This window comes from Sporosarcina sp. 179-K 3D1 HS (genome assembly GCF_047228905.1).
Lineage (GTDB): Bacteria > Bacillota > Bacilli > Bacillales_A > Planococcaceae > Sporosarcina.
The window spans coordinates 34,865-49,911 of sequence record NZ_JBFEGI010000019.1 but is presented as its reverse complement, the minus strand read 5'-3'; the positions used below and the strand labels follow the sequence as shown (position 1 = coordinate 49,911).

Below are 15,047 nucleotides of genomic sequence, written 5' to 3'. Positions count from 1 at the left end.
TTTCCGGATTAAAATCTATCCCCATTATTTCACGAGGCAGACATAGAAAGGAGGTGTTGTTCTATTGACGCTTACGAGTTATAAGCGCTCGCGGGAAGTTATGAGCGGTTCTCCGGAGTTATGAGCGCCAGCGGGAAGTTATGGGCGGTTCTCCGGAGTTATAAGCGCTCGCAGGAAATTATGGGCGGTGCTCCGGAGTTATGAGCGTTAGCAGGAATTTATGAGCGGTGCTCCGGAGTTATAAGCGCCCGCAGGAAATTATGGGCGGTGCTCCGGAGTTATAAGCGCACGCGGGAAGTTATGAGCGGTTCTCTAGAGTTATAAGCGCTCGCGGGAAGTTATGAGCGGTGCTCCGGAGTTATAAGCGCACGCGGGAAGTTATGGGCGTTGCTCCGGAGTTATAAGCGCACGCGGGAAGTTATGAGCGGTTCTTCACATTTATGGGCGCACGCGGAAAGTTATGAAGGGGGCTACCTTTTTTGGATAGCCCATTCACATCTTAATTTTCACTATTCTTCTAGAAAAATAAAAACCAGTCCTCGAAAGAAGACCGGTTTCGCTTTTCATTCCAATTCCATCTGTTTCGTTTCAGTTCCCAACAACACGACGGCCAAGACGCCAATGACGATAGCTCCGCAGAAGATGCCGAAGATAATGCCAAAGCCATAATCCGCCGCAAGCATCCAACCGACGAGCAGCGGTCCGAAGATACCGCCGATCCGACCGACGGCAGCCGCCATGCCGGAGCCTGTCGCACGAATAGCGGTTGGGTATTGTTCTGGAGAGTACGCATAAAGTGCGCCCCAGGCTCCCAAGTTAAAGAAGGAGAGCAATGCCCCAGACAACATTAGCATGGCGAGGGTATCCGCGTTCCCGAAAGCGAGCGCGCTCGCTGCCGTCCCAAGCAAATAAGTCGCCAAGACGAATTTCCGGCCAACTTTCTCGATAAGCCAGGCGGCGGTGAAGTAACCCGGCAACTGGGCGAGCGTCATCAGCAAGACGTAGCCGAAGCTTTTGATCATGCTGAAACCTTTTAGTACCATGACGCTTGGCAACCAGAGGAACATACCGTAATAGGAAAAAACGACCGTGAACCAGACAATCCACAGCATCAATGTCCGGCGCGCATATTTTTTCGACCAGAGACCGCGCATTTTGGAACCAATCGTTTCCTTCGGCTTCCCCTCTTGTACAAATTTAGGAGAATCGGGCAAGTTACGCCGAATATAAATGGCATAGAATGCAGGCAGGGCGGTGAGAACCAACGCAATCCGCCAACCGTAATCCGGAATGATGAAATATGCAATCAACGCAGCTAGCAGCCAGCCAGCCGCCCAAAAGCTCTCCAACAGAACGACGACACGCCCTCGCTCTTTCGCGGAGACGCTCTCTGATACTAACGTGGAAGCAACCGGCAATTCACCACCGAGTCCCGCACCTACTAAAAACCGTAAAGCAAGGAATGCGGCCAATGTGGTAGTAGCCGCTGATAATCCACTCGCTACCGAGAATAGAACGAGCGTCAGCATGAATACCTGTTTTCTTCCGATGCGGTCGGCCAGCAAGCCGAAACCGAATGCGCCGACCGCCATCCCGATTGAGTTGACACTGCCGATCCAGCCCATTTCGGAAGGCGACAATTGCCAATCCACGGCAATGGCTGCAATGACGAATGACAATATCCCGACATCCATCGCATCGAACATCCAGCCTGTCCCGGCAATGCCTAATAATTTATTTCGAGAAATCCTTTGTGTTCCTGTTGTCATATAGTATCTGCCTCTCATTGTATAGTCTGGTGTAAAGACACCCTTAACTATACGACAATTGTTGTTTTTGTACAATGATTGTTTAATATTGTCGAGGATTAATTTGGGGTGGGAAATGTTGGGAGAGAAAATGTTGTGATGTTGGGCGAGAGCGTTGAGAGTTTTATTGGAAACGTTGTGAAGTCCCTGATACTCGGGATTTAGGGGTAATGTTGTTAGGTTTGGCCAAAACGTTGGGAAGTATACCGTAAGCGCAAAGTCACGCCAAAATATTGGGAGATATCACATAACCATCGGCCTTTTTCTTCTAATGAAAAAGCGTCCGACAAATCGGACGCTTCCCACCAAATCTTATGCAACGAGCACTAGGCTGATGGCCATGACCGCCATGCCAGCCATCATCCCGTAAATGGACAAATGGGCTTCATCGTATTTTTGGGCTGCCGGCAACAATTCATCAATGGAAATAAAAACCATGATTCCCGCAACGGCTGCAAAGATGACACCGAACATAATGCCATTCAAAAAAGGCATCAATATTAGAAACGCCACAACCGCCCCAACCGGTTCCGCCAGTCCCGATAAGAAAGACAGCTTAAACGCCTGCTTTCGATTGCCGGTCGCGTAATAGATCGGGATGGCCACTGCGATTCCCTCCGGTACATTATGGATGGCGACCGCAATGGCAATCGCTACACCGAGCGTCGGATCTTGCAAGGCTGAAGTAAATGTCGCGATTCCTTCCGGAAAGTTGTGGATAGCAATCGCCAACGCTGTGAACATGCCCATCTTCTTCAGTTTGGCATATTCATCATTTGTCGGTCCGGCGTCAACATCCTCTACGCTTTTCACTTCATGGGGATTACCCATGGCTGGAATGAAATGATCAATGAGCGCAATGAGCAGCATTCCACCGAAAAAGCCGGCGATTGTCATCCAATACCCATTTGTCAATCCTAGTTCCGCAACCAGCTCATCTTTCGCTTTGACAAAGATCTCGACGAGCGAGACATAAATCATCACCCCGGCGGAAAAACCCAAGGCAACTGATAAAAACTTCGTATTCGTCCGCTTCGTAAAAAAAGCAAGCAAACTGCCGATGCCCGTCGATAACCCAGCGAACAGCGTGAGGGCGAAGGCAAAGATAATCGTTCCGTCCATACATCCAACATCCTTCTACTTCTAGATAGTATTATTGTATGCCGAAAGTTTCCTTTATACAAGATTTCGGTGACAATATTGATGTTCCTATAGTATGACCGTACCCATCCTGAAGTTCGGGTTAATCGACTACTAATTCCCCCGCTTCGTCCAGTCTTGCAAATACCCCTAATTTCGGATGCATAAAACGATGTCTTTTGACCCCTATTTGGATTTCCGTTCCGGCATATGCCGTTCCGATCGTGATACTGCCCGCTGGTCCCGTCTTAATAAGGGTTTTTACATTATTTTTGGATCCTGTCTCCAACAAGGACACTTTGCCCCGGGCATTGATTTCCCCGCCCCGGCACAGCCCTTGTACGATGACATTTCCTCCTGCCGTTACCGAGCAATGATACAGGCCTTTGGATATGACTTCGATGTCGCCATTGCAATGCAGGACACTGTTAATGGCGTAGGGAATCGTCAAAACAGAGGCCGGTTCCGGCGTTTCCCCATATAATTCCACAAGTGTCCGCGCCTCCAGAATTAGCTGCTCAAAGCCCGCCATATCCTGCACTTCCTGATTCAATGAGCTAATAAACGTGCCGTAACATTTCTGCGCAAACTCCGACCATTCCGGAGTCAGATCCTGTGTATGATTCTTTACATTTTGAATAAACGTCCGGTTTACTTCTTGAAAGGATGTGTACTTCTTCTCCAACAGCAGGCGGATGAGCAAATTCAATTCGGCTTCCGGCACTTCTTTGTCTATTTCCCCACGGACGAGAAGAACTTGCCCGATGGCGGACCGGATCTGCTCCATATAGAGTAATATTTCTTTTAACTGGGCTACAAGCTCTCCGATGATCAATTCCTGTTGACCAACGACGACGGTAGAGGAAAAGACATTCCCTTTAATAAATGTGGACTTCATGGCATGGACGGTGGCCTTTGTCACGGTCCCTCCGACGTGCAGATTGCCTGATGCCCGGACATACATGGATGGGTGGACATTGCCGTCAATCCGGACATCCCCCTCGAACCGGATATTGCCGCTCTCCAAGTTGATTTCTCCACGATGATGCAACTCATGGTTCACGTCAATGTTCACGAATTTCCCTCTCCTATCCATTGTTGGTCTTCCCGAAATGACCGCCACGATGTCCAGATCGATTTGCATCGCATTTTTTCCGGTACGAATGATCACATCCTTCACCGGCTTCACCGGTATCACTTCGCCAAAGAGGCTCTTCCCTTCCTTGCCAGGAACCGCTGCGATTTTCGTTGCGATGACTTGCCCCGCTTCCACATTTAGAATGGGGTTCGTTTCACGGAAATCGACTCGCTCCATGTCCTCCGGCACCTTTTCTTCATAGCGGATATGCACTTCCAAATCGCCATCGAGCCCGGGAACAGGGGGCTCCCCTTTCGCAATAATCGCCTCGAATGGTTCCAGCTCCTCCGTCGCTTTTTTGATCGCTGAAAAGATGAGTCCTTGCTTCACGCCCATATCCTTTAATCGATCCACGATCTTTTGGGGATCCAAATCATTATAAGGCTCTACTTCCTCCTCGGCCTCGATCCGCAGCACCGCCTCATATCCAGTATCGGCTAAAGTCCGTTTAATCTTTTTTCCAGGTGTCAGCAAAAGCAAGGCCAACATATCATGCTCGATCAACTGGATGGAGAACCTCGGCGGAATCCATTCATCATTGACCTTCACTTTCACTTCGTCACCAGGCGTTATAATAACGCGATCCGTCACCCGCTTTTCATTGACATAAAGCCGGACATTGGATGCTGGCCATAGGATGGGGTACGTACCACCAGTAAAAATCGTTTCAATCTGCTTTTGCTTAATCCGTGACGCGGATTCCGCTTTTTCAGTCGCTACGGGTATTCCGATGTGACGAGGACCTTCTTCTGATAGCAGGACTCGGTCCAGATTGTCTTCTATGTTCATGTAGGCGTTTGGAGCAGAAGGATGTTCTACAATTTGTGACACATTCACCTCCGCCAGTGTTTTCCGAAGACCAAATAGGGTTCTGCCTGGATTGGACAATACTTCAATATGTACATCCTCCATTTGCAGTTCCAAGATGGATAGCGCTAGTTGTACGGCTTCATCAATCGTTTCCGCCTTGACTATAATGGACTTCCCCATGTCTTCCCACCTCACTTAGACGCTAATCTGAACACACCTTCCATTCTTTTCTATATATCTTCATTTTATCATACCTTATGCTTTTTTCTAATTATTAGCACAACTTTCAGACTAAAAAAAGAACCATTCCGCATAGTCGCGAAATAGTTCTTTTTCCTTACTTATAGTCCAGCTTCGACTTCTTTGACCATTTCTTTCATAGATTGTAATCCACCGCCGGATAGATACCAATACTCGCCGTTCAGGTAGATCATTTTATCGTTTTGGAATGCGTTTGTTTTCTTCACTAGGTCATTTTCGATAGAATCTTTGGCACTGGCTCCTTGGCCAATTGCAGCATCCCGGTCAATAACGAATAGGACATCAGGATTTTGTTCCAAAATGTATTCAAACGAAATGTTTTGTCCGTGAGTGGAAACCTCAATTTTCTCGTCGGCCGGTTTGAATCCAAATACATCATGGATAATGCCGAAACGGGAATTCGGTCCGTACGCGCTCACTTTTCCTTCGCTGCCAAGAATGACTAATGATTTTGCATCTGTATCTTTAGCTTTGCCCTGGATCGCCTCAATTTGTTCATCGATTTCCGCAAGCTCCGCTTTCATTTCCTCTTCTTTATTAAAGATTTCACCGATCATTTCCATATTATGCTTGAACGAGTCCATATAATGCGCATAGTCAATTCCAACAAAGACTGTTGGCGCAATTTCAGCAAACTGGTCGTACAGATCGGCCTGACGCGAAGAAATGAAAATTAAATCCGGCTTCAAGGCATGGATTGCTTCAAAATCAGGCTCTTTTAAGCTGCCAAGGTTTGTATATTTGTCATCATCATATTTCGAAAGATATCCAGGAACGTTCGCTCGTGGCAAGCCAACTACTTCCACTCCAAGTTCATCCAATGTATCAAGTGTTCCAAAATCAAATACAACTACTTTTTCAGGATTTTTTGTAACCGTTGCTTCCCCAAGTTCGTGAGTGATCGTCAATGTTTCACTTTGTTCAGCAGGTTCGCTTTGTTCAGTAGATTCATTGGAAGGAGTCTCTTCTGACGTGCTTCCGGATGTTTTTTCTTCATTCGACCCACAAGCTACGAGTAAAGCCATGAGGGCGAACATCATTAAGGCGATTGAAAATTTCTTCATTCGATTTCCATCCTTTTCCTTTAAGAATTAAAATACACACAAATTCTGCAGTTGTTCATTTGCTTAATCGGAATGTCCATGTCGTAAATCTCTTTCAAGGCATCCGAGTTGATGATGTCGTTGGTCGGTCCATCTTTCACGACGCGCCCCTCTTTCAACGCGACAATCCGGTCCGAATAGACGGAAGCGAAATTGATGTCGTGAAGGACGATGACGACGGTTTTCCCGAGGTCATCGACGAGCCTTCTTAAAATCTTCATGATCTGGACGGAATGCTTCATATCCAGATTGTTGAGCGGTTCATCCAACAGGATATAATCGGTGTCCTGAGCGATTGTCATGGCGATGAATGCGCGTTGACGCTGCCCGCCCGATAATTCATCCAGATAACGGTCCTGCATATCCATCAATTCCATATAGTCCATCGCCTGCTCGACAATGCGGATATCCTCCGCCGTCAATCTCCCCTTCGAGTGTGGGAAGCGCCCGAAGGAAACGAGTTCCCGGATCGTCAGACGGACATTCATGAAGTTCGACTGCTTTAATATCGAGACCCGTTTGGAGAAGTCGTTCGATTTCATCTTGTGGACGTGATCATTGTCCACCAGTACTTCCCCAGTATCTGCATCGAGGAGGCGGCTTACCATTGATAGGAGTGTCGACTTCCCGGCACCGTTCGGCCCGATGAAAGACGTAATCTTTCCTCGGTGAATATTAACGGTCACCTTTTCAACGACCGCTTTTTTCCCATAAAACTTGGACAGTTCACGGACTTGGATCATGTGGATCGACTCTCCTTCAATAATAAGTAGATGAAATAGACACCGCCGATGAAGTTGATGATGACACTGAGCGTCGTGGAGAAGGTAAATACCCGTTCAACGACCCACTGCCCACCGACCAGGGCAATGACACTCATGACAGATGCACCGATAATCAGAATGGAATGCTTATATGTTTTGAAAAATTGATAAGATAGATTTGCGACAATCAAACCGAAAAACGTAATCGGCCCAACTAGCGCGGTGGATACCGAGATGAGCACCGCCGATAAGACAAGCATCCGCTTGACAATCTTGTCATAGGAAACGCCGAGATTAATAGCCGTATCCCTTCCAAGCGAAAGTACATCGAGTTCATCGATCGAGCGCCATCCGATAATCAGCGCGATTGCGACAAAGCCGAGCGCCCACCAGACGAGTTCCCCGCTGACGTTGTTAAAGCTGGCAAACATTTTATCTTGTACGCGCAAAAACTCATTCGGGTCGATCAATACTTGCAAGAACGTCGAGATGCTTCCGAAAAACGTTCCGACGATGATGCCGACGAGCAATAAGAAATAGATCGGCTGTTTGCCCGACTTGAACAGGAAGCGGTACAAGAGGAGCGCAAACACGACCATTGTTGCGACGGACAAGATGAAATTCACATGTTTATTGACGACCGTCACATGCCCCGAACCGAGGAAGAAGATGACCATGGTCTGCAATAGCAGATAGAGCGAATCAAGACCCATGATGCTCGGAGTCAAAATCCGATTATGGGTGATCGTCTGGAAGATGACCGTCGAATAGGCAATCGCAACACCCGTAATGACCATAGCCAATACTTTGATGCCCCGACGCGGCAACGCATAGTCGAAACTTCCGTTCAATCCATGGAATAGGTACAAACCACAGAAGACGGCCGCGAGCACTGTCAGAATTAGTAATTTAGTTGAGTTACGCATACGCCTTCCTCCTAAACAACAAGTAGAGGAAGATTCCGCTGCCAATGACGCCGACCATCAAACTGATGGAGATTTCGTACGGATAAATGAGAATCCGTCCGAGAATATCGCAAACCAGCAAGAAAATCGAACCGAGCAACGCCGTATGCGGCAGTGTTTTCTGTAAATGGTCCCCTTTGAAAATTGAAACGATATTCGGGATGATCAATCCTAAAAACGGAATCATGCCGACGGTCAACACCACGGTTGTCGTAATGAGCGCCACGAGGATCAATCCGATATTGACAATCCGTTTATAGGCAAGACCGAGGTTTTTGGAGAAATCCTCCCCCATCCCCGCAACCGTAAAACGGTTTGCATACAAATAGGTAATGATTAGCACCGGTATGCTTATGTATAGAAGTTCGTAACGTCCTTTCATGATCATCGAGAAGTCACCTTGCAACCAAGCTGCCATGTTTTGGATCACGTTTGATTTGTAAGCAAAGAACGTGGTGATCGACGACAAAATATTGCCGAACATTAACCCGACGAGTGGAATGAAAATCGCGTCCTTGAACTTGATACGGTCCAAGATTTGCATGAACAAAAGCGTGCCGGCAAGCGCAAATGCAAAGGCGACAATCATTTTCTCAATTGTCGAAGCGTTCGTAAACAATAGCATCGAAACCAAAATTCCGAGCCGCGTCGCATCCAAAGTTCCTGCTGTCGTCGGTGAAACGAATTTATTCCGGCTCAACTGCTGCATAATGAGACCCGCGATGCTCATCCCCGCTCCAGCGAGCAGAATGGCAACAAGCCTCGGCAAACGGCTGATTAAAAAAATCTCCGTCTCCTCCGAACGGAAATCCAGCAGATCCATCGGTGAAATATGGCTCACTCCTACGAAAAGTGACAGGAATGATAGAATGAGTAATGCAATGACCAAATAACGTTTCTTCATAAGATCCCCGGTATCGTTTATTTGCATCCAACATTATCTAATTGAAAATGATTATCAGTTGGTTGCAAACTTATTATAGCATGTGAGAAGAGCGTGTCAATCCTTAATTGAAAATGATTATCAGTGAAGACGGCAACGATTTTGGATGTGGCGGCGGGGTGATGGAGCGAGGGTATGAGCATTGGCGGAGAGCACTGGCGGATGAAAGGTATACACCAATCCATTGAAAAACGCCGGCGCAGTTGGCTGGCGTTCCTTCATTCATTTATTGATTCATACCTTGTTCATTCATCGCGTTTGTGATGTCTACGGCGTTATCCAAAACGTCTTGTGGGACTTCAATTTCTTCAATTTCATTGATTTTGCTAATGATTGATTTCATTTTTTGGATAATGTGCATTTCCTGACCTTCCACAGCCATGGTCATATCCATATCCATGTTGAACGCATTTGTTTGGAAGGTTTCTTTATCAATGAAAATCTCGAACTTTAGGCTTTTAACGTTCATGTTTTCCATCATTTCGGCTTCTTCCTCGCCCATTTCCATTCCTGCTGGCATATTGTCCGCAATCGCTTGTTTCATTAAGCTATTGAACTTTTCACCCTCTGCCGTCAATGTGAGGATGAACTCATCATCGGTCTGCTCGAATTGGAAGTCATCCGCGAACTCTTTGAACATCTCCATATCTGGCGTCGGATCCGCACCGCCACCCATTTGAGCCATCATATCGTCCGACATTTCTTGCGGGAATTTCAACCATTGTTCAGATTCCGGATCAAACATGAAAAATCCATCTTCTGTCATGTAGATCTCCGTATCCATGGAACCCTGCTCTCCCATATCCATGTTCATCTTTTGATACATGGCGACCGGTTCTATGATCATGTCCAAATCCATTTTAATCTTGCTATCCATCTTCATGTCTTCACTCGGTACTTCGATTTTTTGCTGGATGTCCATCTTGGCATGCATGCTCTTCATATCTTCCGAAGCTTCCATCGCCTTCTGGTACACTTCCATTGCCGTCAAGTCACTCTGCTGATCGACCTCTTCATTTTTCGTGTCAGTTTCCTCATTTGTATTCGGCTCCGAATCCGCAGGGGTCTCCGTTTTCGGCGTCGCAGTCGAATTACATGCACTTAAAGCTAGAGCCAACATGACGATGGCTAGCCCTTTCAACCAATTTTTCAAATCTACTCCACCCTTTCAAAACTATTTACAGCTCACTCATTCATACGGTCCAGCCGGCAAAGAGTTCCATCTTTTTAGTCGATTTTCATTTTTGAACCAAATGTCTTATCTCTATTTCTTAAGCCATTCGGCATGCTTAATCATTTAATTGGAAAGATTGGTTTAATTCCAAAAAGAGCAGGGTATACTTCTAACATCCCACCACCTTTCTCTTAAATTGAAAACTGCACCCCATCCAGAATGGGGTGCAGCTTTTTTTAATGACTGACGATGAACTCCTCGAATCGATCTCGTTCCACAATATCCATCTCCACTGTCAATAATGTGCCGTTTTCTTCATATTCCGTGTTTTTCACATTCGCTTTATCATTCAAATAGGCGACGATATCTCCCCGATCGAAAGGGACGAGCAATTTACACGTGACATATTGTTCGAAAATCTTTTTCTTGATCAACCCGACCAGTTCGTCGAGGCCGGCTTCCTCTTTCGCAGAGATCCACACACTATTGTCCCGGACGGCTGGATAAGGAATGCCGGCCAGATCCGCTTTATTATACACGTTCAGCGTTTCCACATTTTCTACTCCAACGTCATGAAGTGTGTCGTTGGTCACATCCATCATGAATTGGTACTCCTCATTCGAGACATCAACCACATGTAATAGCAAGTCGGCGTTCCGGGCTTCTTCCAACGTTGAACGGAACGCTTTCACTAGATGGGTGGGCAACTTCGATACAAAACCGACCGTGTCCGTCAAGATGAATTCTTTATTATCAATCAGCTTCACTTTCCGGATGGACGTATCCAATGTAGCGAAGAGCATATCTTCCTCGAATACTTGTTTCGCATGATCCGGATCCATCTTGGCAAGCAATTTATTCATCAGCGTGGATTTCCCCGCGTTCGTATAGCCAACAATAGAAACAACCGGTGTTCCGCTCTTTTTCCGTTGCTTGCGCTGTGTTTCGCGCTGATCCTTCACCTGTTCCAAATCCCGGCGTAGCTTGGCAATCTGGTCTTCAATTTTCCTGCGGTCGAGCTCGAGTTTCGTTTCCCCGGCCCCTTTGTTTTGGAAACCGCCGCCCGTTCCGCCTCCTTGACGGCTTAGAGAAGCGCGTAATCCAACCAACCGTGGCAATGTGTATTGCAATTGTGCCAGTTCCACCTGCATCCGGGCTTCCCGTGTCCGTGCCCGTCGCGCGAAAATATCCAGAATGAGCATCGTCCGGTCAATCACTTTACATTCCAGTTCCTGCTCCATATTGCGGATTTGGGACGGCGTCAGTTCATCGTTGAAGATGACGAGATTGGCATCCGTTTCCTCATACATTCGACGAATTTCCTCGACTTTCCCTTTCCCAACGTACGTAGAAGGATGACGTCTCTCCAAGTTTTGGATGACCATTCCAACCACTTCCACATCAATCGCTTCCGCCAAGCTTTTCAATTCTTCCATTGTATAATCGAAATGCTCGTCCGTTTGTTCATGAACACCAACAAGTACGGCATGTTCCACTAAAATATCCATTCAACGACCCCTTTCGAAAAAACCACTTATTTAATATCTTACCATATAGGCACTTCTCTCCTAGCCGTATACGACCTCTCTCAAGCGCTCTTTGCCTTCCGTTTGTTCGACAAACTTCAGCACAGCGTTTGGCAAGCGGATGTCATGAGCATCCCCGACTTTTCGGGATAATAAAATCGCCCATTCGCCCGTCTCTTTCAAAGGGTCTCTCACGCCAAAGACACATTCCTTAATTTCCAATTCCTCATTTGGCGGAGCGATCGTTCCATCTTTCCGCAGCTTGGCGAAACGGATATCTTCCGGCTCTTCCCATTCAATAAAAAACGGATACGGCAATTCGTCTGAAATCGGTTGGTCGATAAACAGCATTTTCCATTTCCGCAATTGCCCGTCTGTCGTACGGCGTTCCGCGTCCAACACGCCGGATGTGGTGAACCCTTTATTTTGCACTTCTTCGTTAAACGCCTCAATACCTTCAACCGATAGGCATAGCGTCCCCCAACCTTCCCCTTTCTCCAAATCATGGAGCATCAGTTTCGTCAGCGGATGATTGACCGATGATGCAATGTCCATCCGATTGACGGAAAGCCATTCCACATAGGCATTTCTTACATACCGTAGCGCGTTATGGGTCCCCCATTTTTCATGTCGGCCACCGACAACAGCCGGGCGACCCGTCTCTGCTTGTTCCTCCACGACTTGTTCCGGGGGTTTATTTGTAAAATACACGACGTGGTCCAATTTCATGAGATGGAAACCTCCTAAATAATTAGAATTCTAATGACTCAAATGATAGCATGATTCTAATCTAAACGCTTTCAAATGAAAGAAGAGGCCACCCGGATTTCCGGATGACCTCTTTTACTTATGATCTTTCCTTCTCCAACAATTCCATCGTCTCATTGAACTCCCTTTCAATTTCGGGGTCAGGGCGATACGTTGCCAAACTAACTAGGTAGGTGACGACAAGACAGACGAGAAACCCTGGGACAATTTCATACAGATTATCGGTTAAAACTTTAATATTACCCCACACACCGACCGTGACGGCGCCTGCCACCATTCCCCAAAGGGCTCCTTTGGCCGTGATTTTATTCCAGTACAGAGAAAGGAGGATGATAGGTCCAAACGCGCCGCCGAATCCAGCCCAAGCAAAGGAAACCAATTTCAAGATAGATTCTTTATTCGGCCAAGCCAAGATGAGCGCAACAATGGAAACAATCAGCACGGCCATCCTCCCTAAAAAGACGTACTGCTGGTCCGATGCGTCTGACTTATAAATCGCTTTGTATAAGTCTTCAATCAAAGCGGACGAGGTGACGATCAACTGGGAAGAAATCGTACTCATAACGGCTGCCAAGACAGCTGCCAACATGATTCCCGCGATGAACGGGTGGAAAATGATTTGGCCGAGCGCGATGAATACCGTCTCGCTATCCACTAATGTCGCACCTGGATTTTGGCGGTAATAGGCGATACCAACAAGCGCTGTCGCAATCGCTCCGGCAAGACTGAGGAACATCCAGCCAATGCCGATTCGACGTGCACTCTTCGTCTCTTTAACGGAACTGATCGCCATGAAACGGACGATGATATGTGGTTGTCCAAAATACCCGAGCCCCCAGGCAACTGAAGATAAAATACCGAAAAACGTTGCTCCGGACACCAGATTTAATAATTGCGGGTTCACTTCCCGAATAGTGGCTGCCGTTTCCGAAAGGCCACCTGTTATAAAGACTCCGACAATCGGAACGAGTATTAATGCAAAAAACATGATGAATCCTTGAACAGCATCGGTATAACTGACCGCCAAAAACCCTCCGAACAGCGTATAAGCGATTACAACAGCTGATACGATCAGGACCCCTGCATGATAGCTCAAACCGAAAGAACTAAGAAAAAATTTCCCGCCCGCCACCATGCCGGATGATACATAGAACGTAAAGAAAACGAGGATAATAATGCCTGAAGCTATGCGCAATAAACGCGATTTGTCCTTAAGTCGATTCTCCAAAAAACTTGGTATTGTGATGGAGTCATTGGACACTTGCGTATAGACACGGAGTCGTGGTGCAACAAGCAACCAGTTTAAATAGGCTCCGACCGTCAGCCCGATTGCAATCCAAGCTCCGACCAGGCCCTTAGCATAAATGGCCCCCGGCAGCCCCATCAATAGCCAGCCCGACATATCCGCTGCCCCTGCACTAAGTGCCGTGACGGCAGGACCGAGTGAACGTCCTCCCAGCATGTAGTCCGTCAAGTTGGATGTTTGTCTAAAAGCATACCAACCGATGAGTAGCATTAAGGCCATGTATAAAATAATAGCAATTAATTGATATAAATCGTCATTCAAAGTTTGTCTCCTCCTTTAGCTATCTAATCATAACAATCTATACCCCAATCGACTATACCAGAATTACATTTATCTTTTAACATGTTGTATGATGGACACGAAGCGACAAATTGATTCCCACCCTATTATATTTCCCGGGAAATGAACCTTATTCGACAAGGAGGAGATGTCGTTGAATCATGAAAATTTTTTAAACGAAACAATTGAAATGGCTTTGGATAATGTGCAGAAAGGTGGTGGTCCTTTTGCGGCGATTGTTGTGAAAAAAGGACAAATCATTGGCCGGGGAACCAATCGGGTCCATATTGATAACGACCCATCAGCTCATGCCGAACTGCTCGCAATCCGGGAGGCCTGTTCTTTTCTCGGCACCATCGACTTATCCGACTGTGTCCTATATGCCAGCGGCGAGCCATGCCCGATGTGTCTCGGAGCCGCTTACTGGTCCACCGTCGGCACCATTTATTATGCATGCAGCAAAGCGGAAGCATTAGAGGAAGCCCAATTCACGAATCCACTCGCCGCTTATTTTCCTGATCAATCAAAAGCACCGGAAGACCGCCAAGTCCCGTTTATCCAAATAAAAACTAGCGATGCCCTCTCCCCATTTCATGAATGGAATCGACTTCACGAGAATTTGGACGTTTAATTTGGAAAGGCGAGGGGAAATAGAACGGTAAGGAGGCGATGCGGCATGCCTTGGAACAAACAGGACTATCCGGCTTCCTTGAAAAACCTGGAATCGGAAGTCAGGGAAAAGGCCATAGAAATTGCCAATGCCTTGTTAGAGGAAAATTATGAGGATAGCCGCGCAATCGCGATTGCCACGGCCAAAGCTAGAGAATATGTTCACGGCGAAAATGGCGACCGTCCAGAATACGAAGTGAAACCACGGCAAAATGAATGGATTTTAATGAAAGCCGACGGGGAACGTGCCATTTTCAAAGAGGACACCAAGCACGAGTTATTGGAAAAAGCGAAGCCATACGTCAATGATCAGAATGGCGTGTTATCCATTTACCATGAAGACGGCTCATTCGAAAATAGGCTATATGAATGAGAAAGAGCGTATTCCTTGAG

Annotated in this window: 13 protein-coding genes; 2 read left to right on the top strand and 11 right to left on the bottom strand. The window is 46.8% G+C overall.

Translation table 11 applies throughout. The features are described 5' to 3' along the window. Positions 1–563: 563 nt before the first annotated feature. The 11 genes from AB1K83_RS17510 to putP form a co-directional block, all read right to left on the bottom strand. Entirely contained in the window at positions 564–1,769 is a 1,206-nt protein-coding gene (locus AB1K83_RS17510) for an MFS transporter (protein WP_413059497.1), read from the bottom strand. Between the two features lie 351 nt (positions 1,770–2,120). After that, complete coding sequence (gene zupT, locus AB1K83_RS17505; RefSeq protein ID WP_413059496.1) at positions 2,121–2,930, bottom strand: zinc transporter ZupT; 810 nt, start codon at positions 2,928–2,930, stop codon at positions 2,121–2,123. 121 nt (positions 2,931–3,051) lie between these two features. Next, positions 3,052–5,076 carry a flagellar assembly protein A gene (locus tag AB1K83_RS17500; RefSeq protein WP_413059495.1) on the bottom strand — a complete coding sequence of 675 codons (2,025 nt, stop codon included), beginning with the start codon at positions 5,074–5,076 and terminating at the stop codon, positions 3,052–3,054. A 161-nt stretch (positions 5,077–5,237) separates the two neighbouring features. Next, positions 5,238–6,221: a siderophore ABC transporter substrate-binding protein gene (locus tag AB1K83_RS17495; RefSeq protein ID WP_413059494.1), complete on the bottom strand. Its 984-nt coding sequence runs from the start codon at positions 6,219–6,221 to the stop codon at positions 5,238–5,240. 20 nt (positions 6,222–6,241) lie between these two features. Beyond that, the gene (locus tag AB1K83_RS17490) at positions 6,242–7,003 is read right to left on the bottom strand and encodes an ABC transporter ATP-binding protein (protein WP_413059493.1); all 762 of its coding nucleotides are present in this window, start codon (positions 7,001–7,003) and stop codon (positions 6,242–6,244) included. Further along, positions 7,000–7,950 carry an iron chelate uptake ABC transporter family permease subunit gene (locus tag AB1K83_RS17485; RefSeq protein ID WP_413059492.1) on the bottom strand — a complete coding sequence of 317 codons (951 nt, stop codon included), beginning with the start codon at positions 7,948–7,950 and terminating at the stop codon, positions 7,000–7,002. The genes AB1K83_RS17490 and AB1K83_RS17485 overlap by 4 nt, the downstream gene beginning before the upstream one ends. Further along, positions 7,943–8,893, bottom strand: coding sequence for an ABC transporter permease (locus AB1K83_RS17480; RefSeq protein WP_413059491.1), 951 nt, complete (start codon positions 8,891–8,893; stop codon positions 7,943–7,945). Before AB1K83_RS17480 ends, AB1K83_RS17485 begins: the two co-directional genes overlap by 8 nt. Before the next feature lie 265 nt (positions 8,894–9,158). After that, positions 9,159–10,085, bottom strand: a complete 927-nt coding sequence (locus AB1K83_RS17475; protein WP_413059490.1) for a DUF6612 family protein — start codon at positions 10,083–10,085, stop codon at positions 9,159–9,161. 257 nt (positions 10,086–10,342) lie between these two features. Then, entirely contained in the window at positions 10,343–11,614 is a 1,272-nt protein-coding gene (gene hflX, locus AB1K83_RS17470; RefSeq protein ID WP_413059489.1) for a GTPase HflX, read from the bottom strand. A gap of 60 nt (positions 11,615–11,674) precedes the next feature. Next, on the bottom strand, positions 11,675–12,361 hold the full coding sequence (locus AB1K83_RS17465; RefSeq protein WP_413059488.1) for a VOC family protein: 687 nt from the start codon (positions 12,359–12,361) through the stop codon (positions 11,675–11,677). Between the two features lie 118 nt (positions 12,362–12,479). Continuing rightward, positions 12,480–13,967 (bottom strand): sodium/proline symporter PutP, encoded by a 1,488-nt coding sequence (putP, locus tag AB1K83_RS17460; protein WP_413059487.1) that lies wholly within the window; start codon positions 13,965–13,967, stop codon positions 12,480–12,482. 172 nt (positions 13,968–14,139) lie between these two features. Here putP and AB1K83_RS17455 point away from each other — a divergent pair, with 172 nt between their 5' ends. Then, complete coding sequence (locus AB1K83_RS17455; RefSeq protein WP_413059486.1) at positions 14,140–14,616, top strand: nucleoside deaminase; 477 nt, start codon at positions 14,140–14,142, stop codon at positions 14,614–14,616. 45 nt (positions 14,617–14,661) lie between these two features. Next, the gene (locus tag AB1K83_RS17450; protein ID WP_413059485.1) at positions 14,662–15,027 is read left to right on the top strand and encodes a hypothetical protein; all 366 of its coding nucleotides are present in this window, start codon (positions 14,662–14,664) and stop codon (positions 15,025–15,027) included. Positions 15,028–15,047: the final 20 nt, after the last annotated feature.